A 21554-nucleotide genomic window follows, 5' to 3' on the forward strand; every position below is an offset into this window, starting at 1 on the left:
TTTTTTAGATAGAAGAGATAGCTGTGGTAGTTCGTTGCAGAGAGCCTGAGTTCGCTGACATGAAAGCGGCAAGCGTTGTGGTGAGGTGCTCTCGAGCGACTTCGTTATCAACGAGTGCGATTATCGCTTTAGCAAGCTCTTTATCATCCTGGACGATCTCTATCAGGCTATTCTGCTTCATGTCATTGATGATTTCTTTAAAGTTAAAGAAGCTTGGACCATTGATAATAGGGACGCCCAAAGCCGCAGGCTCTAGCACATTGTGCCCACCAACCTTATCTCCAATTAGGCTTCCACCCATAAAGCAGATGTCCGCTGCGCCCGTCAACGTTAGCATCTCACCCATAGTATCGCCTAGATATACTTGAGTATTCGTCTCTACTGCATGCGTTGAAGTACGACGCACAGTGTTAAAGCCTTGCTGTTGGCAAAGTGTGAATACATCATCAAATCGTTCTGGATGGCGAGGAACCAAAACGAGTAAAGCATTTGGATGAGATTTTAAAACTTGTCTATGTGCATCTAATACCTGTTCGTCCTCGCCTTTGTGGGTGCTAGCTGCAATCCAAATTGGGCGATCGTTTCCAAGTTGGGCTCGAAGCTGCTGTCCTTGCTGTTTCACTTGCTCTGATATTTGAATATCGAACTTAATCGAGCCAGTAACGGATAGTTTCTTTTTCTCGACGCCTAGTCGTTCGAAGCGCTCTGCATCTGAATCTGTTTGGCAGAGTACTTGAGTTAGGCATGGATGAAGCTGGTTAAAAAGCAGCTGTATTTTTGCGTAGTTATGACACGATTTGTCAGAGAGGCGCGCATTCACGACAGTTATAGGGATACCCGCTTTGTAAACATTGTGAAGCGTGTTTGGCCACAGCTCAGTCTCAATGATCAACATTTGTTTTGGTTGCACTGCTTTAAGAAGACCTTTGATAGCGAACCCAAAGTCAATTGGCATATAGCGGTGTTCAACTAAATCACCCAACTTAGCAATCTGTTCAGCTCCGGTACTTGTTGTTGTAGTAACTAGAATAGATTGTTCGGGGTTTTGTTCCTTAAGGGCTTTGATTAAAGGTGTTGCTGCTATGCTTTCACCAACAGATACGGCATGTATCCAAATAGGTTTGTCGTTGCTTTTTAGCTTGGGAGTGATACCAAAGTGCTCTTTCCAGCGAGAGCCGAACTTAGGTTTATTTGGTTTGCTCTTGTACAAACCAAATAAAAGCAGCGGTGACGCTAGGGCGAGTAGTAAGGTATAAACAATACGAACTAACATGAGCTTATCGTAATGGCGTCAAGTTTTTGGATACTATCTAGCACTTGCTTAGGCGAAAGTTCTGTCAAGCACTTTAGGTGTTTGTATTGACATTCACGCTGGAAACAAGGGCGACAATCAATATCGGTATGAACAATCTCCACCTTTTCTGCGAGTGGAGGTGTGTACTTCGGTGAAGTTGAGCCATACACGGCAACAACATTACAACCAACCGCAGATGCCACATGCATTAAGCCGGAGTCGTTCGCGACAACAGTCTTACATGCAGCAAGTAGATCGACCGCTTCAATTAAGCTGGTTTGGCCTGCTAGAACATGAATGTGCTTATGGAATTGCGTCGGAACAAGTGCGCGAATATTGTTACAAGTCTCTAAGTCCTTTTGAGAACCAAACAACCAGATTTGATGCCCAGATCGAGCCATTTGTGTCGCAACTTCAGCGTAGTGTGTTTCAGGCCATTTTTTGGCAGGACCAAACTCTGCTCCTGGGCACAGTCCAATGATTGGTTGGTCTTGCGTTAAGTTGAACTTTTTGAGCGTGGCTTGTTGCTCAGCTGCGTTGATTGCAAGGCGCGGGCGAGGCAAGGTTTCAAGCCCGCCAAGAGAGTTAGAATCCACCATTTCTGCTTTTGGATAAGCTAACGCTACATAGCGCTCTACCATGTACTGAAAAGACTTCATGTTAGGGCGTAAGTCATTCAATAAACCATAGCGCATTTCTCCCTTCCAGCCAGTACGAAGAGGAATGTTTGCAAACCATGGGATCAGTGCTGATTTCGCTGATTTAGGCAAGATATAGGCATGGTCATATTGCTTTTCACGTAATGATTTACCAATTTCCCTGCGGCCTAATAAGTTAAACTCACCATGACCGATAGGCATTTCAATAGCTTGGTGGATTTCTGGCATACGCTCAAGAATCGGTTTACACCATCCTGGAGCGATAACGTCAATTTGGCTATCTGGATGACGTTGCTTTAATACGATATATAACGATTGCGACATTACCATATCGCCGACCCACGCAGGGCCAATGACTAAAATCTTCATGCTTTGTTTTTCCAGTATAGGAATTTCAAAATTGACTCATAAGTTCTAAAAAGTTCAGCGTATATTTTATTCGCAAGAGTCATTTTGGATTTATCTTTTCTTTTACCACCAATCGTCGAAGCAATCTCAGCTCTAGTAAAAAGATCTGGAGACACGCTGTAAACTTGAACACCATGTCTCCATGGTTTTTCCATGTAGTCATCGACTGGTTCAATAAACTCTTGAGCATGCATAACAAACTTTGAGGCTGCTTTAGGTGTGACGATATAAGCGGTGGTACCACAAGTGCCAGCAGAGTAGCCCCCTAGCATATGAGTATCATCAATAGGTACAATTGGGATGAATGCACACTTCTGAGTGGCAGACAACTTGATGTAGTCATAATTAGAAGTCAGTGGAAGGGTATGTTCGAGTACTTGCTTTAGCCCTTCTACGGGGTCGACGTTGTCTTCTAAGATGATGATCGGTTCATCAAGCTCAATACAGCGAACCCACAACTCGTAATGGCTTGCAAAGCAGGCGACTTCACTGGTTTTTAATTGATACCCTTTGCGGCGTAGAGTAATGGTTGGACGACTTTTTTCTGAATGAAGAAAACTGTCAACAGAGCCATCTACGGCATCAAAAAATTCAAACGTAATACCTTGTTGTTTTAACTTTTCTTCAATACGTTCTCGGCGATCTAGCGATCGAGCCAAGCTTACGACAAATACTTTCACTGCACTTTCCAGTCGCTGTTATATCTTGGTTTAAACAAATTGTAATAGTTATTGCGGTCTTCTTGAGAGTGCAGCAACTGCAGTACCCACATATATTGTTCGGGTTTATCACCGACAAAATATTCAATGGCTTCATTACAGGTACGAGCGTCTTGCTCTTCGCCTTTATCCAGCTCAAACGCCGGTAAAATCTCAATATCAAACGTACCATCTTCAGTGTTCATCGACGCAAATAGAGGCAGTACTTTTGAGCGTGATAGTTTCGCTATTTTGCCTAAACCAGGTAGCGTTGCTTTACGTGTAGCAAAGAAATCTACGAACACACTATGCTCTGGGCCGTGATCTTGATCGGGTAGATAATACCCCACATAGCCATCTCGAATGGATTTCAGAAAAGGCTTAATGCCACCTGAGCGTTCATAAACACGACCACCGTATTGAACTCTTTGCTTGTGCATAAGCCAGTCAGCAACATCATTCTTTTGTTTCTTCGCCATTGCAGAAACTGGCATTCCCATTGAAGCGAGCAAGATAGCAGGCACATCAATTGCCCAAGAGTGGGGAACCATTAAAATCACATTTTCGTTGTTATCAATGTGCTGTCGTAAAATGTCTAGGCCGCGAATTTGGCAACGGTTCTGAAGCCACTTTGGTGAGCGTAAACTTAGTAACCCGAAGCGAAAAAAGAACATGGCCGCTGTGTAGAGTGTTTTTTCTATCAAAGCTTCACGTTCTTGGAACGACTTTTCCGGAAAACACAGCTCAAAGTTAACCCTCGCTCGGTGAGCTGGCCCCTTGTGGGATTTCGACAGTTTTTTGGCTATGGTTTTCGCCAACCACTTTTGTAAACTTAGTGGCATTAATGATAAAGGTAAAAATAAGATAACACCTAACCACGTGCCCCAGTACTTAGGCGACAGAAAGTGGCGCTTAAACTCAGGGTTATATGCTTTAGGGTCGAAGTCATCACGTTTTATGGTCATGGCGTGTCTAGTTACCTATTCGTGTACGGGCGAAGTGGTTTAAATGAGAAAAAAGATAGTTAGGAATGATACAGGCTATTACACTTGAGTAAAGGTGGCAGATTATGGTTCTGCCACCTTGTGGGGCTTAACGGTTTTGGATAGTCAAGTATTCGGCAACGCCTTCTGCAACTGTCTTGAATTCAACATCACAGCCTGCGGTGCGCAGTTTGGTCAGATCCGCTTGTGTGAATTCTTGGTAAGCGCCTTTTAGGTGCTCAGGGAATGGGATGGTTTCAATTTGGCCTTGGCCATGATGCTTGATAACTGCTTTTGCTACCTCTTCAAAAGATTCAGCACGGCCAGTACCACAGTTAAAAATGCCTGATACGCCGTTTTCTAAGAACCACAGGTTTACTTTACAGACATCACCAACGTAAACGAAGTCGCGTTTGAATGATTCGCTGCCCGCGAACAATTTAGGATTTTCACCTGCGTTAAGTTGGTTGTTTAGGTGGAACGCAACTGATGCCATGCTACCTTTGTGGTCTTCACGTGGGCCATATACGTTGAAGTAGCGGAAGCCGGTGATTTGAGAAAGGGTCTCACCATGTTCTTCAGCGTCTTGCCATAGGCGACGAACGTAGTTATCAAACTGCTGTTTCGAGTAACCGTATACATTCAGTGCGCCTTCGTATTCGCGTTCTTCAACGAAAGTATCGGTATCGCCGTAAGTGGCTGCAGAAGAAGCGTATAGGAATGGAATCTCGCGATCTAAACAGTAATGAAGCAGCTCTTTAGAGTACTCGTAGTTGTTTAGCATCATGTACTTACCATCCCACTCAGTTGTTGCAGAGCAAGCACCTTCGTGGAAAATTGCCTCAATCGGACCAAAATCATCGCCCGCCATAATTTGGGTCAGAAAGTCGTCACGATCCATGTAATCTGTGATGTCCAGATCAACTAAGTTCTTAAACTTTTTGCCATTTTTTAGGTTGTCGACAACCAGGATATCGTTAATACCAGCTTCGTTTAGTGCTTTAACAATGTTGCTGCCGATCATGCCAGCGCCACCAGTTACGATGATCATAGAACTTCCACCATAGATTAAAATTTTCTCAGGAATTCTAGCAAGAAACGAAAAGTAGCGCTATTGGAAGCAGGAAGATAGGTTTTAGTCTTCTATGACTCAGTATCTGGATATGAAAAGGGAGCCGCAGCTCCCTTGATTACTTTATTATTCCACATCCGAACGGTTAGGTCTTTGGTACCAAGGATTTCGTTCGTCGGTTAACTCAATTAAGCTGTATTTGCGGCCGAGCTTCTGCCCTCCGTCACGAGTAAGAGGCTGCCAACTAAAGTTCGCACGATTGTTACTTGGCTTAACGGTCATGATGTCAAACGGAATCGACAAGTAGAAACCTTTAGTAAAGCTACCTTCACCAAATTCGTCCGCAGACAAGTCTGTAAATGAGGCAAAGGCGCCAGCAATTACGCCACTCTTGAACTGCTTAGAAACATTGATTTGTGTACCAACATCACCAGCTAGGAACTGACCAACATCGACTTGGATCATCAAATCTTGCAGGAATTCCCATTGAGGGTAGTAGTAACCAGATACAAAACCAGTGAATCCTTTATCAATAACTTGGAATGGACGTCCATATTCTGGAACGTTCTGCCATTTCTCATCGTAAACACCGAAGTAACTTTGTGGATCACGTTGAGAAATTACGTTGACGTCAGCGCCAATCGCCCAGCTAGCTCCTTGTGGTCGGTAAAGAAACTCGGTACCGACTCCAGCAAACATGCTCTCCAGATAACCCGCGTAGAATTGTTGAACCATGGTATCGGAATACTCTTGGAACCAAGTCAATTGTAAGTTTGACATGGTTATAGCATGTTCATTTTGGTAAGCGCGGAACATGGTACGAACGCGAGGAACAGTAGTACCATCAGGTGGAGTTACATAGTTAAACTTATCGTAGTTGTTATACCAATCCCAGTACAACGAGCCGCCAATTTCAAGGTTGTCTGTCAGCCAGTATGAGGCGCTACCGCTCAGCCCTACGCTAAATAAGTAAAAGTCTTCCGCACTTCCCAAAGTTTGAGTCAGTTTCGGGGCAAAACCCCAATCAAAGCGTTCAAATCCATCATATGCTAGATCACCTTGCGGCTTCATTCCTGACGTTGAAGTTGCATCTGAAATTACTGGATCTACATAGTTCACCTCAGCGAAATCACGGTATTTATCTCTAGAGATAACCGTTTGTTCACCAATCAACCCACGACTGCGCTCATTTATAGTAAAAGTATTAATGTTTTCTGGCATCTCGTTGTATAGAACCGCTGATGCTTTTTCATGAGCTTCGGTGCGATCACGATACTTCTTTTGTTCTCCGACTACTGAGACCGTGTTTTCACTAACATAGAGTTGGGCATTTTGGTAACCAGCAACGTTATCTAACTCTTTAGTGACTCGTTCCCAATCTACATCAGACAGTTGCTCCGGTTGCTCGTCATTCATTTCAGGAGTTGGCGTGTCTCGCCAGAAAGACGGCATTTCATTGAAGTTAGTGTAAAGGCTAACACCAGCAACGAGTGTATCACCACGCTCATAACTCAGGCGCAAATCAGCCATATGTCCTAAACGATATAGAACACCAAAGTTCCAAGGTGTATGGGGCGTCATATCGACTTCTGATCTGACGACAGCATAATCTTCACTGTAGTCATTGCTATCATATTCGATTTTGAACCGCAGTGGCTCGTGCAGAGTCTGGAACTCTACACCACCAAACAGAGCTGCAGGGCCTTTAAATGCTCTTTCAAAATTAGTTGTGCCGCCTGAGTCAAGAAACTCGTCAGAACGCTCGCAGAACTTATCTCCTAACTTACAGAATGAGTTTGTTACATTATCTCGGGTACCTAAGTATCCCCAGCCCATACCAAGTGTAAAATCAAAAGTACCTAAGTTAGGGTTGGAGTAACGTTTTGTTGCCGCGATAAATTCAGCATCGAAAAGGCCTGTACCTGCGAAGTCTCGAACACCAACAGACAGTTCAGGTAGATACTGAGATTCTTGCATCAAGCGAATCTTAAAATCGATTCCTTTATCAGTGTAGTCGTTGTCTACTCCAGGAAAAGACGATGAGTATGGTAGATCCCTCACCTTGGTGTAGCGTATGGTGCTTTCTAACCAAGGTAGTACTTGTAGGGTGACGTTATAAAACAAATACTCATTACTACCGGTAACTGAAAAATTAAATTCGCCTTCATCAGACATCCTTGCGGTGGGCATCTGCATTAAACCAACACCACCGAAATCCATCTGAGAAGGGGTTAAATCTGGTGCTTCAAAAGGCACTGATTGAGCCAACACTGCTACAGGGCTCATTAGTACAATGGGTAGAAAATTTGGAATGAGCTTCATAAGACTGTATTCATGTTTATCAAAAGTTCAACGATAGCTTTATCTAAAGGTGAATTCTCAAATTTGTAAAATGGAATGTAGATAATAGTGCCAGGTGGAAGAGAGTAACTTTTTGTCTTCCAGTTTCCAATGTGCGATTGTGTTAGTTTGCCGTCAGGGTAAATAAGTACAGGAGCGTGTTCTAGATTTTTAAATAATGCTGTTTCATCATTGAATAAACTACTCAGGCTCATGTTTTCTTCAGTCGAGATAGTTTCAATTTTAGGGGTATTACCCAATACAAGTAAAGGTCTTCCTCGTTCACCAACTGAGAGAATATACTTTCCTTTTAGAAGAGGATTGTTTTTTTTATTTAAACGAATAGTATCTAAATCAATATTTGAAATGACTCTTTTAGAAGTACCAGAACGTTGAATTAAATTAAAAAGTTCCGTCTTGTTGAGCTTATATTCTTTCATCAACTCAAGGGCACGCTCTTTGCTGAGTCGAACTTGTTCTACATCAGAAGGGTTCAGAGAGAAAAGCGTAGTTGATAAGGGGTAAGTTATATAGACATTATGCTGTTCGAGAGCCGTTAAAGCTTGGTGTAGTCGTGTTGATGATGAAAACTTGAACTCTTGGTTTGAGTTGGAAAGTTTAAGAGTAAGATAATCGTCTTTTACTTGTTCTGAAGCATATAATGGGAAGTTCACAAGTATAAAGAAAAATGTAATAGTAATCCTAAACATTATTTTTTCTCCGTATACCTTTTAAGGAAAGTAATTTCAATTGGTTCCATATTAGGACCAAGGTATTGTCTTGTTTTTAGAACATTTCCCGAAGTATCAACCCAGTATCTATTCGTAATTTTAGAGTCTAAAGCTTTAAAATAAATGCTTTCTTCAAATACCTGAGCTGGAGAGTTATAGAGTGCGGTTTCTACCGTTGAAGTAATACTTTTAGATAATTGTGCTGTCGCAGAATAGTTGTAGCGATACTTCGGCATCCAATCATAAGTTAATGAATAATTATGAGTCGTATTTACATCATTAAATTTAGGATAAGTGCCAGATAGAGCGACGAGGTTGTTTCCTTGTAAGCCTATTGTTTTAACAATGCGTCCGTTCTCTGTCACAATCATAGACTTATCAGCGCTCACCCATTTTAGTTGCTGGGCTCCTGTGATTTTGTTTTCTTCGGCAAAAGCCAGCACAACGAAGACTTGCTTTTGAGTGCCTATTCTCAAGTATGCACTAGCATAAGGTACTTGTTTTATCTCATCAGATGTTAACTCAACATCAATATAGTTTGAGTAAGCTTCTTCTACGGTTGCCGAAACATCATTAAACTTTTGCGTACAGCCCGCCATCAATAAAATTGATGTAATGATCAAGAGTTTTGCTTGAGTTTTACCCTCATTACCTCTCATTTTACCCATGCCGTCCTCACCTTGGGTTGAATACAAATAAAATCGCCCTGAAAAGATCAGGGCGATTAACTTCTTTGTCAGACAGTTAAGATTAGTTAGAAACTGAAGCTGAAGTAGAAGTTGAAGTAGAATTAGAAGAGCTGTCTGAGTCAGACGCTGCTACTGCAACTACAGTTACAGCTGCTGCTGCACCAACAGCAACAGCTGTTGTACCTGTTGCAGATGCAGATGCTGCGCCAGCGCTGCCTGCTTCTGTACCTGTTTCAGCGAAAGCAGAAGTAGAAGCACCTAGTGCCACTAACATTGCCAATGCGATATTTTTCATAACTATTCCTTGCAAGGTTCAATAACATCGATGTGAGGGTAAACCTCAAACTGCATTTTAGGGTATATATGCATATGTTGTAAACAGTTGCTTTAAAACAGAACAAACAAAAAAAGCAGGCCGAAGCCTGCTTTTTAACGAGTTATACTAAAAGTACTTAATTACTTTTTGTATTGGTCGTTGATAGATTGAACGCGAGAATCGCCTTGACGGTAGTAAGGTACGATGCTTACGTTTTCTTCATCAGCGTCAGAGATGAACGTGATGTTTAGTTTAGTAGCTTCAGTGATGCCTAGAGCAGCCATGATGTCATCTTCAGAGTACTTAGTTACAGTCTTAGGAGCTGCGTTAGCTAGTGTACCGTTCCACTCGTTGCCCTTGTTGTCGAAAGCAGAGATGCTTACTTCAGCAGCAGAAGAGCCGTGGTTAGAGTACTCAACGTTTGAAGATAGGTTCTCGTAACCTACTGGTAGGTAAGGAACGTTAACTACTGACGCGTCTAGTTCCCACTGACCAAGATCAGCAGCTTGTGCTAGAGTCTTAGTACCAGTTGCAGAAGCACCATCGTTGTATTCCACAGCTGCATCAATTGCGAAGTTTGTAAGCGCAATAGGAGTGTTAGCTGGGTTAGTAAACGTAATTACGGTTGCTTTAGTTGCATCTAGACCTGTTAGAGCAGAAGTAAAGCCAACTAGTTTACCAGCCTCTTCAACTTTAGTTACAGTACCACTAGTACCAGTGATACCAAATGCAGCTTCAGTAGCACCACCTAGGTGTAGGTCTGCAGAAACTTTGATGTCTGAATCAACAGTAGTCGCAGCAACGTCAAATTCAGTTGCTTTATCTAGGATGTTAACGCGAGCGATATCAACAAGAGCGCCTTCGTCAGAAGCAAATGTTGCAAACGTTTCTTGGTTTACACGTTCAACACGGTTGTTGTACTCAGTTTGAACTGCGAAAGAGTACTGAGATGCTTCAGTTGCGATTAGTGCTGAACCAGTTTCAATTTCCGCGCCGCCCAAGTTTGATGCGTAATCTAGGTCAGATGCACCAGCGATCTCAATGTTGTTGATAGTAGTACGGAAAGCAGAGTTAGCAATCAGTGGGTTACCAAGGTTAACGTTGAAGCTAATAGTTTTAGCTGTGTTGTCTACAGTAACTGCATCGAATGTGAATGAACCTGTACCTACATCAAATACTAGACCGTCAGTGTTTGCGTCTGTTGTACCACCACACTCAAATGTACCAGAGTTAAGGCCTGAACAAGCACCACCAACTACGCCAGATAGATCTACGTCTTCGCTGAATGTTAGAACGATCTCAGAACCAGCTGAGTGATCTTTTTTAACGATAGTATCGAAAGTAAGTGCACCAGTGTAGCTTAGACCTACTTCTTTTGCTTCAGTAGAGATTTTTACTGAATCACCGTTTACTGAGATATCAGCTGCGTTTGCGCTGAAAGTACCAGCCACTGCTAGCGCAACAAGAGATGCGTTAAATAGCTTTTTCATTTTGAAAATTTCTCCAATTTCATGAAATTGGTGTCATGAAACCCTAACCAAAAGTTATTGTTTTCCATAACTGCCAACTATAAGAGATTTTGTCATTACCGACGAGGCAGCATTGCCACCCGGGTTGGAATTAATGATGCCCCGTGACACCGATTAGGACAAAATCTAATCAATATTGTAACCACCCCTTCCAAAGGTTTAGCTACAAGCGGAAATATAAAGGAATTAAATGTCAACATCAACTGGTGAGGAGGGGTTATTGTCAAAAAAAATTGCCCTAACTCACACTTATGTCAGCAAAACGTCCGAATATTTGAGTTAATTTATAGGACTGTCATTAGCGTGCTCAAATAGTGCTCAAATATAACATTTTTATTACGCATTCTGTTGGTTTTGTAATTAAGGGCGCTACTATTGATGCTGTTAATAATATTTGACTGATAGATCTGTATATTACTTTGTTAACAGTTTTGTGATGTTGTTTTGAGCAACCGCTTCGATATGGAGAAGTGGTATGGATTTAAAAATGGCTATGATAGTATCGCCTTCCAATTGGTCTATCTGGGAGCAAAATTTTGGTTGTTAATTCTTTACGTTCTCGCACACGCGGCTTCACGCTAATGGAACTTTTAATTGTTATTGTCATTATGGGCCTGCTGATGTCACTCGTCGCTCCGACTATGTTTTCGAAGGTTGGTGCCTCCAAAGCTAAGACAGCAGAAGCACAAATGCAGATGATGGCGACAGCCTTAGACGTATATCGCTTAGACGTTGGTAACTATCCTTCAGCTCTGGAACAGCTTCGTCAAGATGATAAAGTTGGTTGGGATGGTCCTTATCTTCCAAAAGCGATTCCGTTAGACCCGTGGAACCGAGCATACATTTACAAAGTACCGGGTGAAAACAGCGCGCCATACAGTCTAAAGAGTCTTGGCTCTGATGGTGTAGAAGGTGGAGAAGGTGAAGCGGCGGATGTGGTTTATCAATGAGTCAAATTGAAGCCATCTTCAGGTCGCACTTCGATGTCTCTAGTGAAGATTTAGTGAAAGCTCGTCATTTCCAATCGCGGAATGGTGGGCAACTAGAACAGATTTTAGTCAACATAGGCGCGTTGACAGAAGAGAATCTTCCTGAATTTTACGCGACTTACTTAAAGCTACCGCTTATCACTGAATTCGAACTGCCACCAGATTTGCTGTTTGAAAACGGTGAAAAGTATTCTGCTTTGCAGAACATGGGCTGGCTGGTTGCCAAGACCGGTGAAGGTGAACTCGTTGTTTTTGCACAAAACCCCCTTCACCCAGAAGCTATTGAGCTTTTGTCAAGCTTGGTTCCAACCGAAAATGTCCAGTTTGTTGTTACAAGTGAGTCTCAGTTTGACGAGCTCATACAATCTCATGTTTCTGATGGTGAGAACTCTGATGAAAATGACTTCAACAACCTCAGTTCATTAGAAGAGGACAAGCTAAGAGAGCTTGCTTCTGAAGCTCCAGTAGTAAACCTTCTTAACGGCCTGATCACTAAAGGTTTAAAACTAGGTGCATCCGATATGCACTTAGAACCGAGTGAGAATTCCTATCGAGTGCGAATGCGTGTTGACGGCGTACTTCATGAAGTGGAAAAAGTTCCTGCTCGCTTGAGTGTGCCGATAATCTCACGATTGAAAATTCTCTCTGGTATGGATATCGCGGAGAAACGACGACCTCAAGATGGCAAGATCGCAATTAAGATCGCGAATGAAAAACTAGACATCCGTGTATCAGCCCTGCCTCTTGCAGATGGCGAAAGCATGGTTTTGCGTTTCTTACGACAACAGTCGATTCGTTACGATATTGGTAGTTTGGGTTTATCCAGTGATATTCAAAGCGCTATTCTAGGCGATATAAAAAAAACAGCAGGCGTAGTATTGCTTACTGGTCCTACAGGCTCAGGTAAAACGACCAGCTTATATACCTTTCTGAGTTTATTGAACGACGAATCTCGTAAAATCATTACTTTGGAAGACCCTGTAGAATACCGTCTAGACGGTATTAACCAAGTACAAGTTCAATCGGATATTGGGTTTGGCTTTGCTGAGGGCTTGCGTTCTATTGTCCGACAGGACCCTGATGTCATTATGCTGGGTGAGATTCGTGATGCAGAAACGGCGCGTATTGCAATGCAATCTGCATTAACCGGACACTTGGTGTTTAGTACAGTACATACCAATGATGCTCCTTCAGCGTTTACTCGTTTACTCGACCTTGGGGCTGAAGAGTATTTGCTGAATGCGGCGCTGGTATCTATCGTAGCTCAGCGACTGGTTAGGAAGTTATGCATTCATTGTGCGGAGCCGATCGACCCTTCAGAAACATTGAAAAGGCACCCAACACTGGCAACCTTAGCCGAAAGAAGCGGACATACGCTGAACCTAAAGCAGGCAAGGGGATGCGAACACTGCGGGAATACTGGTTATAAAGGTCGTATGGCGATAATTGAATACATGTCTATTGACGATGAGATTCGAGCCCTCAAGAAAGATCAACACTTTCTGCAAAAAGCCATCGCTTATCATAGAAGTATTGGTGGTCGTGGTTTGACTGATGATGGGTTATTAAAAGTATCTCAAGGACTTACAACCATCGAAGAAGTTATGAGGGTGGCTAACTAATGAAGTTTGACTATCAGGCGTATGATCGTCATGGAGCCAAACATAATGGTGCAATTGATGCGTCTTCACTAGAGGACGCAAAAAAACAGCTCAAGCAGCAAAATTTAACGGTCGTAAAGCTACAAGAGACACTAGCAAATAACCGTAGCAAGGCGAGCGGGCCAATTAAACCATTAACGTTGAAAGAGCTAGAAATCATGACATCTGAGCTTGCTCTTTTACTTGAGAGTGGTGTTCGGATTGATAGAGGTTTAGACATATTGGCAAAAGGCAGTGAGAGCAACTTAGGCCGCGTCATGTCTCAACTTGCCAGTGCTGTTCGAAAAGGGGACTCTTTATCTTCTGCAATGTCAAATCTTAAAGGTTTTGACCATGTCTATGTCAGCTTGGTTAAAATGGCGGAAGAGAGCGGTAACTTACCTCTAGTATTTGGTCAGCTAGCCAAAGAACTTAAGTTTAAATGTGAGTTGAAAGCAAAAATCATTCAGTCACTTACCTATCCGGCAGTGATTTTGTTTGTTTGTGTAGCCTGTATTTTATTTGTCTTTAACTTCATAGTTCCGAGAATGAGTGGGTTATTTGAGCAAGCGGCGGAGTTACCTGTTTATACAGAAATGCTCCTAGGGTTAAGTGCTTGGATGCAAAGTTACCAAATCTACCTGCTGATTGGAGTCATCGGGTGTGTGTTTTTTACTCTTCACTTAGCTAATACGGGACAGCTTAAGTCTTGGGTTTCGAGGGTTTTTAGCCAAACGCCAGGTCTTAAGAGCTCAATATTGCTTGTTAATCGAATTCAAGTCAGTAGTTCAATGGCAATGCTATTAACTAGTGGAGTGAAGTTAGATCAAGCTTTGAAGCTGGTTTGTGATGGCATCACTTGGGCTGAATTACAAAATTCACTCAATGCAGCCCGTAGCAAAGTGAGTGGTGGCGAGAGCTTAACGTTAGCTCTGTCAAATATAGAGTTATATTCAGATCTTTCTCTCTCTTTAATTGAAGTTGGTGAAGAAAGTGGTGAGCTAGCCAGGGTTTTTGACGAGGTTGCACATCGAAGCCGAGCTGATTTTGAATCTTGGACGTCGAAATTAACTTCTATTCTTGAGCCATTGATGATCCTTGTTATGGGCGGGATTGTTGGTGGTGTTGTGGTGGTTATGCTTTTGAGCATAACTTCATTGAATGATGTGGCGATTTAAATGCACCCACGTGGCTTTACTCTAATAGAGCTATTAATTGTTTTGGCTCTAATGGGACTTGCAGCCTCATTAGTTGGGCCGGCTACAATTGCTCAAGTTGAAAAAGCTGAAGCCAGAGCTGAACTACAAAAGCTAAAAAGTCTAGTTCGCAAGACAAGTAATCTTGCGTTTAACCGTGGTGGTGATATCGGGCTATATGTTCGAAATAATGAGCTAACGTTGTTGGATACTTCTCAACAGCCCACAAGTGAAAAGCATATTACTTTTAAATTTCTAGGTTTTCCGGAAGAGCAAATGGTGGCCTTTAATCGCAATGGATATCCAGATCCTGAATATCTCATAGTTGTGTTTAGAGGCGCTCGTCAGGAAATCAATTTATTCCGCCTCGTCGAAGCGACAGATTGATATAACGACTGAGGCAAACTCGTTTCATGGAATCAAAATGAATAAACAGTTCAAGTTAACAACGTCTGCACTGTTATGCAGTTCATTGTTGTCAGGGTGTGTGTTAACAGACGCTTCTGAGCGTCAATATCCGGTCAGCGGTTCATTTTTAGAGTCTGAGGCAACAAACAGCGTACTATCAAAAGATGAGGTCACTGAAAAGAAAGCTAGTTCAGACTTAGAGCCAAAAGTAGCAAAACCAGGGGCTGTGTATAAAACAGTACCTACTCTAAAGGTTAGTAATGACCGTTTTGAGGCGGGTCAGGCACTCTCAACGAACTTCAGTGATGAAGCTAGCTTAAAGCTGGCTGCTGACGCTATGCCTTTGAATGATTTCTTGCATTATGTTTTTGGTCAGATACTGCAAGTTGACTACATTCTTGGGGATAACTTGCAAGGAGTTACAACTCCGGTCACTCTGAATGTTCAAAATGATATCAGCCCGAGACGTCTGTTTGATTTGACACAGGAGCTTTTGGTTCAGCGTGGTATTAGTGTGCAGGCTCGTGATGGTTTATATGTCATTATGAACTTGAAACAAGATGGTAAATCTAGTGCCGTTTTGGGTTATGGCTCCACGCCTGAATCTGTGCCAGATGGGGCTATCGACGTAGTTCAAGTAGTTCCTCTGAAGTTTACTTTCAGCAATTCGACTATGGGCGTAATTAGAGAACTTACGTCAGTTAGAGTTTCTCCAGATTTAAGGCAGGGCGTACTCATTCTGAGCGGAAAGCGCTCGGAGGTAGTTAGGGCCATTGAATTACTGAAAATCCTTGATGCTCCCTCAAATACTAGCAAGCATATCGGGTTGGTGAAGCTAAGGTACATTACTACTGAGGACTTCATCGCTACCGTGACCGAGCTTTTACAAAATGAGGGAATTGTTGCTGATGGTGGAGTTAATGATAAGCGATTATCAATGGTACAGATCCCTCAGCTAGGAGCCTTGGCTGTTTTTGCATCGGAAGACTCTTTTATAAAGAGAGTTCGATACTGGGCTGCGCAAATGGATCGACCAAGTCAGGGCGCAGATTTACGTTATTTCATCTATCAACCTAAGTATGCAAGAGCTGCAGATATAGGTGATAGCTTAAGTAAGCTAATAGGTGGTCGTTCGCTATCGGTTCAAAAGAGTGCAGACAAAGACTCTTCTAAAATAGAAGTAAATAGCCAAAGTAGTAACTCAGTATCGAATGACAAACTGAGTTTAGTGGTTGATGAAAGAGCGAATACATTGATATTCAGATCCAGCTCTACCGAATATCAGGCTTTGCTACCGCTTATTGCTCAGCTAGATGTAATGCCTAAGCAAGTTATTTTGGAAATGACAATTGCGGAGGTAACGATGACTGATGAATTTAAGTTTGGGGTCGAGTGGGCCTTTTCTAATGGTAATTTTTCAGCTAGCACAAAAGATGCTTTTGGTTTGGATAAAGTCGGAGGTGGCTTGATCAAATGGATGAGCGGTGATGACTTCATTAACTTACAGGCATTCGAGAGTAATAATAACGTTAATATCATGTCAAAACCTAGCTTGTTAGTAAGAGATGGTGTTGAAGCAAATATTAATGTCGGTACAGATATTCCTGTAGTTGGACAAACAACTACAGACAGCAATAATGGTGTAACACGTTCAGTGGAATACCGAAAAACTGGTGTAAAAGTTGCTGTTACTCCAACAGTCAACGCTCAAGGTATTGTTTCAATGGTTATTTCTCAGGAAAATAGTAACCAAGTTGATGGTGGTACCTCTGTAGAGGGCAACCCTTCAATTTTTGATCGTAGCATTACAACAGAAGTAGTTGCTGAATCTGGTCAAACAGTAATTCTGGGTGGCTTGATCAGTGAAAATGTTACAAACAATGGTTCAGCAGTACCATTCTTAGGTTCTTTACCCGTTGTTGGTGGTTTGTTCGGAACTAAAACTGATAACAAGACCAAAACTGAGCTTGTGATTATGGTGACGCCAAGAATCGTTGAAAGCAGCAGCCAATGGGATGATCTGAAAGCACGTTTTGCTCAGGGGCTTGAGCACGTCAAAATTTAAGATATATAGTGCATAGGCTCATTAATTTGGGCCTATCGACACCTTTTTAGTTAGACGTTATACGTTAATTTTTGCCTACTATAAGCGAATGGGAATATGTATAAGCACAAAGGCTTTACGCTTATTGAAGCTCTGGTAGCAAGCATGATCCTTTTTGCTGTCATCACATCTATGTCGATGCTTTATCAAAGCACAATAAAAGCAGAGCTCAAAGCCAAGCAATCTATCGAATACTCAAGTGCAATCCCTTTTATTCTTGACCAGATCCGTTATCAAATCCGCTATGAGAGGATTGATAATGGAGAGGGGTACGCCCAAGGAGCTTATTATCATTGGAATGCATCAGAAATAGATAGAAAAGCAGGATACGTGCCTGAGGGGTTGGAAGATGAGTATGGTGCCCAGCAACGTCGTTTTGTTTTATGGTCCGTTACGCTGACGGTCGAAAACCGGGCTCCTATTGTCTATAAGGAGTTTAGCTGGTGAAAGGGCAACAAGGTTTTACCCTAGTTGAAATGCTAGTGGCTAGTGTCATCATGATGGCTGTTTTGTTGATAGCTAGTACTAGCTATAGCTTCTTTCATGATAGATGGTTTAAAGACAAGGGGCAGTTTTATCAGTTGGTCGTTGAGAAAAAAAGCCAATTAATGATGCTCGATGTTCTAAACGGCACATTACCATATCTAGTCAGGGGGAAGGGTAAAGCTTCTTACTTTTTCGAAGGTGATGGGCGGCAGTTTGAGGCCGTGACCGAACTACCTATTTTTGGTACTGATCCAGCACTAGTTCAGATATCTGTACAGGCTGTCGGAGATGGTACATTCCAAGTCATATACAAAGAGGCACCAATACTCAATTCATCTTTTGCACTTGATTCTTCCAAGCCTGACTTTAAGTATGAAAAGGTTTTATTTGAAGGGCTGGAAATAGCAGGTTTTCGATATTTGGGGTGGGAAAGCTTAGAGGATAAAAACCTATTCCTAGATGAATTTGAAGGGAAGCCTCAATGGAACGATGACTATAGCGCACAGGCTGTAAAGACGATGCCCGTCGCTATCGCTCTTACAATAGGTGACGAAGTATTGCGATTTCTGCTTCCAGAAGATAACAGTTACATGCTCAATTTCTCAACTGACACATGGGATGAAGCGTAGTGAACTTTTTCTACACTAAGCAGTCCGGCGTTGCCTTACTGCAAGTTTTATTAATGAGTGCTGTGATTAGCGTACTCGCTTTGCAAATGAGTTATTCGGCAAAAGATAAAGTATCTATCGCTCAGGTCATACAGGATAAAGTTATGGCTGAGGTTGCGGTAAGAACCATGGAGTCTGAATTACTTTTTGCCTTGTCAACGGCTCGCTGGGCCAAAGACGAACAACACGAAAACAAATTGGCTCAGATATGGAATTTTTATGGTTCTCCTTTTGAGTATGAAGATATTGGAACAATCACAATCCAAGATAATTCAGGGCTGATTTCAGTGTTTAACGGAGGGGATCGCTCAACTGTGGAGAGAGCATTTGAGCGATTACTTGGCAGTAAGCATCAGGCTAGAGTTGCTCGTAATGCACTGATTGACAAACAAGGTTTCCAGAGCTCTACGAATGACACTGGCTTAAGTGGGCAGTTTTTCCAAAGTCGAAAAGAAATGTTGAGAGCTTTGGAAGAGGTTGGGATATCTTCGTCAAAGGCCGAAGTGTTTACACGCATTCCTTATAGCGCTTACTTACCATTGCAGGCTCCAGATGAATCTTTAAAATTATGGTTGCCTGAACGCCAGGCAAAGGCTGTGATCGAATCGAGACAAAATGGCGAACTTACACCTCAACTATTTACCCAGCTTACGGGGTTGCGGAAAAGTGACTATATGCTGTTTTACCCTAGTGGCCGTTTTATTATTACGTTGAAGAAACAAATTGGAGATGCTCGAGTGCAGAGGAAAATGTTCATCAATGTGTCTCCCACAAATAAATCCCAACCCATTTGGAGTTTTGGAGTCGAAGGGTAGTGAAAAAAGAAAAGTTTCAGTTGGACTCTCTATTGGGTGTGCTTTTTAAATATATCACACCGGAGTCAGTCGGTGAACATCTAGAGCGTTCGGGGGCGAAAAGGCCTGTTTATGTACTTAATCGAGAGTTATACCGAGAGCAAACACTGACGTTGCCAGTGATGGAGCGCAAAGCCCTCAAGCAGGCTATTGAATTTGAGCTTCAAGGGAAAGAAGAGCATGGTTTATACGTTGTAAATCAGAATTCTAACAACTCGATTACTGTGGATATATATTGGATCGCCCCATCCCTAAATGAGCTTACCGGTGTATTAATTCCCGAGAGCCTCATTATTGGTCGCTCGATAAAAGAAGGGGAGTTTGTTCGGTATCAAAATGGCAGTAATTCGGTTTACTTGGCAAAGAATAGTAAAGGGATATTTTCAAAGCTTTCGGCTGGTATGTTTGCTAATGCGGAGTATTTTTGTGCTGCGCATGGTATTGCTGCCTTAGAATCTCGACACATAGAGGTGGTTGAGTTTAGTAAAATCCTAAACGAAAACTGGTTCCGCTTACCTTGGCATAAATGTATGGGCTTGTGGCATCAAGCTCCGGGAAGTGATGAGTCTCTTTTTGATAGATTGAGTAAAGCTGTCTTTCCATTTTCTCTTCTATTTACCGTTTACTTGTTACTTAGCTCTGCCTTTGTGAGTATGCAAATGAATTCTGCTTCTGATGAGCTTAGCGGTTTAAAGGCTAACGTTGGCAGTGCCTTAAAGGTTCGAAATGAAGTCAGAAATTTGGATGAACACTTGCATAAGCTCTCTGTTGTACAAAATGCAGTGCAAACAAGATGGGAGCTATGGCCAGTCTTAGTCCCTCTCTACGAAATGGGGAGCCAAATTGAGCGAATTACGGTGGTGGATGATTTAGTCAATATTCGTGTTAGAGCTGACTCATCGAGTGCAGTTCTACAAAACTTAATTAATAACGTGAACGTTTCATCTGCAAAGTTCAGCGGTCCTGCGAGAAAGGTGCGTGATAAAGAAGTTGTTAACGTTGAGGTTAAGCTGGCTCAGAAGGTAGAGAGATGAATACAGAACAGTATAAGAAATACTTGCCTTGGCTCAGCTTACTTGTGATCGCCAAATTTCTGTGGGTACCTGTACTTGAAAGCCGAAATGAGCATCGAGAAGGGTTAAGTGCACTTCAAAGTCAGATTATCAAGACGCAAGAAGTCATCAACAACAAAGATGCATTCGAACTACAGAAAACGTCTTTGGAGCGAGCCATCGAGAAAGTTGAGCATAGGTTTTACCATTCAGATGATGAATCTGCTTTTCGACTTGAGTTTCAAAAACGGCTTGAAGTCGAGGCTCAGGCGCTTAATGTCAAAGTTCAGTCTATTGCCTGGTTGGAGCCAATTAGAGATGAAGTTGTGAGCTGGTATAACTTGGAGGTTGTACTTTCCGGTTCAGTTGATGACATCGCGGCATTCCATCGTTATTTAGCACAAAGCAAAGAACAAGTCGCAATATCGAGTTTTAGCTGGAGAACTCCAAATACAAGAGGTCGTAATTGGCAATGGTCCATACAGAGTAACTACAAACTCGCGGTACCAGTATTAGAAGGAAAGGAAGTATGAAAGCGATTTTGACGACGCAATCTCTATCTTGGGCTATTCCTCTAGTTTTACTGGCCGTTATTATTGATATTACCATTTCTCCTAAGGTGGCAGTTCAAAGCGATGGGGCTCGTTCGCTAACGCATAGAGACGTTTCGTATGTAGAGAAGTCGACGCCAAAGAGTGAAGAGGTCAGTTCTTTGCTAGCTCACTTTGCATCGATTAACCCCTTAAAAGCTAAAGAAGCAGAAGCCGCTATTGATGATAAGGCTGAGGTTGAAAGTTCAGAGAAGGCTCTTGAAGCGGGCGAGAAAAAAATCATGTCTTCAGCTATTCGACTCTCCGCTGTTTTTGAGCAAGAGAACTCAATGTTTGCTGTAATTCAACTTCGCAATTTAGAAACGGGAGAGGTGTCGAGAGAGGTACTAAAGGACAACTCTGTTTTGTCAAACTACAAAGTGAGTCATATAGGTAGAGATAGGATTGTTCTTGATAGCTACGGGGCTGATGTACTCGAATTGGTATTGTTTAAGCAAAACTGAGAAATAAGAACGATATTAAAGTTGTGGAACTTATCCGCAACTTTTTCTTTCGTAAGTTAGTAAATGTTTGTGATGTCTAGTCGAGCATTTACTACTAGCTTAATGTTTCTGCTTGTTCTTTGACAGTTGTAACCTTGCCGTTTTTAATCATTACGTGCATAATTTGCCAGCTTTTGTGCTTATATCGAGTTGAATCGCAATTTTCTCTCTAGTGGGTACATATGTGATTAATTCAATGTGTCTAACCTATAGGTGAGTTTGATGTTACTGCGAAACGGTGGTTATTCGCTTGCCTCAGGGCGGTAGCGTAGGCAAAGAATGTGGCTGTAAGTAAGCTGCGTGTACAAAGGTAGTGCTTTATAAGTTACTGATTTAAAGGAAGTG

At 42.3% G+C, this 21554-nt stretch carries 21 protein-coding genes; 11 read left to right on the top strand and 10 right to left on the bottom strand.

From position 1 onward, the window contains the following. Positions 1-4: 4 nt before the first annotated feature. The 10 genes from waaA to ACWYVB_RS13745 form a co-directional block, all read right to left on the bottom strand. A complete protein-coding gene (gene waaA / locus ACWYVB_RS13700) occupies positions 5-1273 on the bottom strand; it encodes a lipid IV(A) 3-deoxy-D-manno-octulosonic acid transferase (RefSeq protein ID WP_318119341.1) in 1269 nt (422 codons plus the stop codon). After that, entirely contained in the window at positions 1267-2322 is a 1056-nt protein-coding gene (waaF, locus tag ACWYVB_RS13705; RefSeq protein ID WP_256955140.1) for a lipopolysaccharide heptosyltransferase II, read from the bottom strand. The genes waaA and waaF overlap by 7 nt, the downstream gene beginning before the upstream one ends. Next, on the bottom strand, positions 2319-3041 hold the full coding sequence (locus ACWYVB_RS13710) for a glycosyltransferase family 25 protein (protein ID WP_318119342.1): 723 nt from the start codon (positions 3039-3041) through the stop codon (positions 2319-2321). The genes waaF and ACWYVB_RS13710 overlap by 4 nt, the downstream gene beginning before the upstream one ends. Then, complete coding sequence (gene lpxM, locus ACWYVB_RS13715; protein ID WP_318119343.1) at positions 3038-4024, bottom strand: lauroyl-Kdo(2)-lipid IV(A) myristoyltransferase; 987 nt, start codon at positions 4022-4024, stop codon at positions 3038-3040. Before lpxM ends, ACWYVB_RS13710 begins: the two co-directional genes overlap by 4 nt. Positions 4025-4151: 127 nt before the next feature. Next, on the bottom strand, positions 4152-5093 hold the full coding sequence (rfaD, locus tag ACWYVB_RS13720; protein WP_318119344.1) for an ADP-glyceromanno-heptose 6-epimerase: 942 nt from the start codon (positions 5091-5093) through the stop codon (positions 4152-4154). A 147-nt stretch (positions 5094-5240) separates the two neighbouring features. After that, positions 5241-7436 (bottom strand): YjbH domain-containing protein, encoded by a 2196-nt coding sequence (locus ACWYVB_RS13725; protein ID WP_318119345.1) that lies wholly within the window; start codon positions 7434-7436, stop codon positions 5241-5243. Next, a complete protein-coding gene (locus ACWYVB_RS13730; RefSeq protein ID WP_318119346.1) occupies positions 7433-8164 on the bottom strand; it encodes a capsule biosynthesis GfcC D2 domain-containing protein in 732 nt (243 codons plus the stop codon). The genes ACWYVB_RS13725 and ACWYVB_RS13730 overlap by 4 nt, the downstream gene beginning before the upstream one ends. Beyond that, positions 8164-8853, bottom strand: a complete 690-nt coding sequence (locus ACWYVB_RS13735) for a YjbF family lipoprotein (RefSeq protein WP_457529184.1) — start codon at positions 8851-8853, stop codon at positions 8164-8166. The genes ACWYVB_RS13730 and ACWYVB_RS13735 overlap by 1 nt, the downstream gene beginning before the upstream one ends. Before the next feature lie 82 nt (positions 8854-8935). Then, positions 8936-9169, bottom strand: coding sequence for a hypothetical protein (locus ACWYVB_RS13740; protein ID WP_457529186.1), 234 nt, complete (start codon positions 9167-9169; stop codon positions 8936-8938). Between the two features lie 161 nt (positions 9170-9330). Continuing rightward, positions 9331-10680 carry a hypothetical protein gene (locus ACWYVB_RS13745; protein WP_457529188.1) on the bottom strand — a complete coding sequence of 450 codons (1350 nt, stop codon included), beginning with the start codon at positions 10678-10680 and terminating at the stop codon, positions 9331-9333. Between the two features lie 575 nt (positions 10681-11255). Here ACWYVB_RS13745 and gspG point away from each other — a divergent pair. The 11 genes from gspG (at position 11256) to ACWYVB_RS13800 (ending at position 21170) form a co-directional block, all read left to right on the top strand. Beyond that, entirely contained in the window at positions 11256-11669 is a 414-nt protein-coding gene (gene gspG, locus ACWYVB_RS13750; protein WP_258512549.1) for a type II secretion system major pseudopilin GspG, read from the top strand. Continuing rightward, on the top strand, positions 11666-13330 hold the full coding sequence (locus ACWYVB_RS13755; protein ID WP_457529191.1) for a GspE/PulE family protein: 1665 nt from the start codon (positions 11666-11668) through the stop codon (positions 13328-13330). The genes gspG and ACWYVB_RS13755 overlap by 4 nt, the downstream gene beginning before the upstream one ends. Then, complete coding sequence (locus tag ACWYVB_RS13760; RefSeq protein WP_457529193.1) at positions 13330-14526, top strand: type II secretion system F family protein; 1197 nt, start codon at positions 13330-13332, stop codon at positions 14524-14526. Before ACWYVB_RS13755 ends, ACWYVB_RS13760 begins: the two co-directional genes overlap by 1 nt. Continuing rightward, entirely contained in the window at positions 14527-14931 is a 405-nt protein-coding gene (locus ACWYVB_RS13765) for a pilus assembly FimT family protein (RefSeq protein ID WP_033004862.1), read from the top strand. Positions 14932-14968: 37 nt separating this feature from the next. Further along, positions 14969-17017 carry a secretin N-terminal domain-containing protein gene (locus ACWYVB_RS13770; RefSeq protein WP_104968994.1) on the top strand — a complete coding sequence of 683 codons (2049 nt, stop codon included), beginning with the start codon at positions 14969-14971 and terminating at the stop codon, positions 17015-17017. Between the two features lie 96 nt (positions 17018-17113). Further along, positions 17114-17503, top strand: coding sequence for a PilW family protein (locus ACWYVB_RS13775; protein ID WP_074191945.1), 390 nt, complete (start codon positions 17114-17116; stop codon positions 17501-17503). After that, a complete protein-coding gene (locus tag ACWYVB_RS13780; protein ID WP_074191946.1) occupies positions 17500-18171 on the top strand; it encodes a prepilin-type N-terminal cleavage/methylation domain-containing protein in 672 nt (223 codons plus the stop codon). The genes ACWYVB_RS13775 and ACWYVB_RS13780 overlap by 4 nt, the downstream gene beginning before the upstream one ends. Then, entirely contained in the window at positions 18171-19025 is an 855-nt protein-coding gene (locus ACWYVB_RS13785) for a hypothetical protein (protein ID WP_257887434.1), read from the top strand. Before ACWYVB_RS13780 ends, ACWYVB_RS13785 begins: the two co-directional genes overlap by 1 nt. Continuing rightward, positions 19025-20098, top strand: a complete 1074-nt coding sequence (locus ACWYVB_RS13790; protein WP_318119351.1) for a hypothetical protein — start codon at positions 19025-19027, stop codon at positions 20096-20098. Before ACWYVB_RS13785 ends, ACWYVB_RS13790 begins: the two co-directional genes overlap by 1 nt. Continuing rightward, positions 20095-20649, top strand: a complete 555-nt coding sequence (locus tag ACWYVB_RS13795) for a hypothetical protein (protein WP_318119352.1) — start codon at positions 20095-20097, stop codon at positions 20647-20649. Before ACWYVB_RS13790 ends, ACWYVB_RS13795 begins: the two co-directional genes overlap by 4 nt. Then, positions 20646-21170: a hypothetical protein gene (locus tag ACWYVB_RS13800; RefSeq protein ID WP_256899638.1), complete on the top strand. Its 525-nt coding sequence runs from the start codon at positions 20646-20648 to the stop codon at positions 21168-21170. The genes ACWYVB_RS13795 and ACWYVB_RS13800 overlap by 4 nt, the downstream gene beginning before the upstream one ends. Positions 21171-21554: the final 384 nt, after the last annotated feature.

The sequence above is a fragment of the Vibrio sp. JZG10 genome (assembly GCF_054064075.1).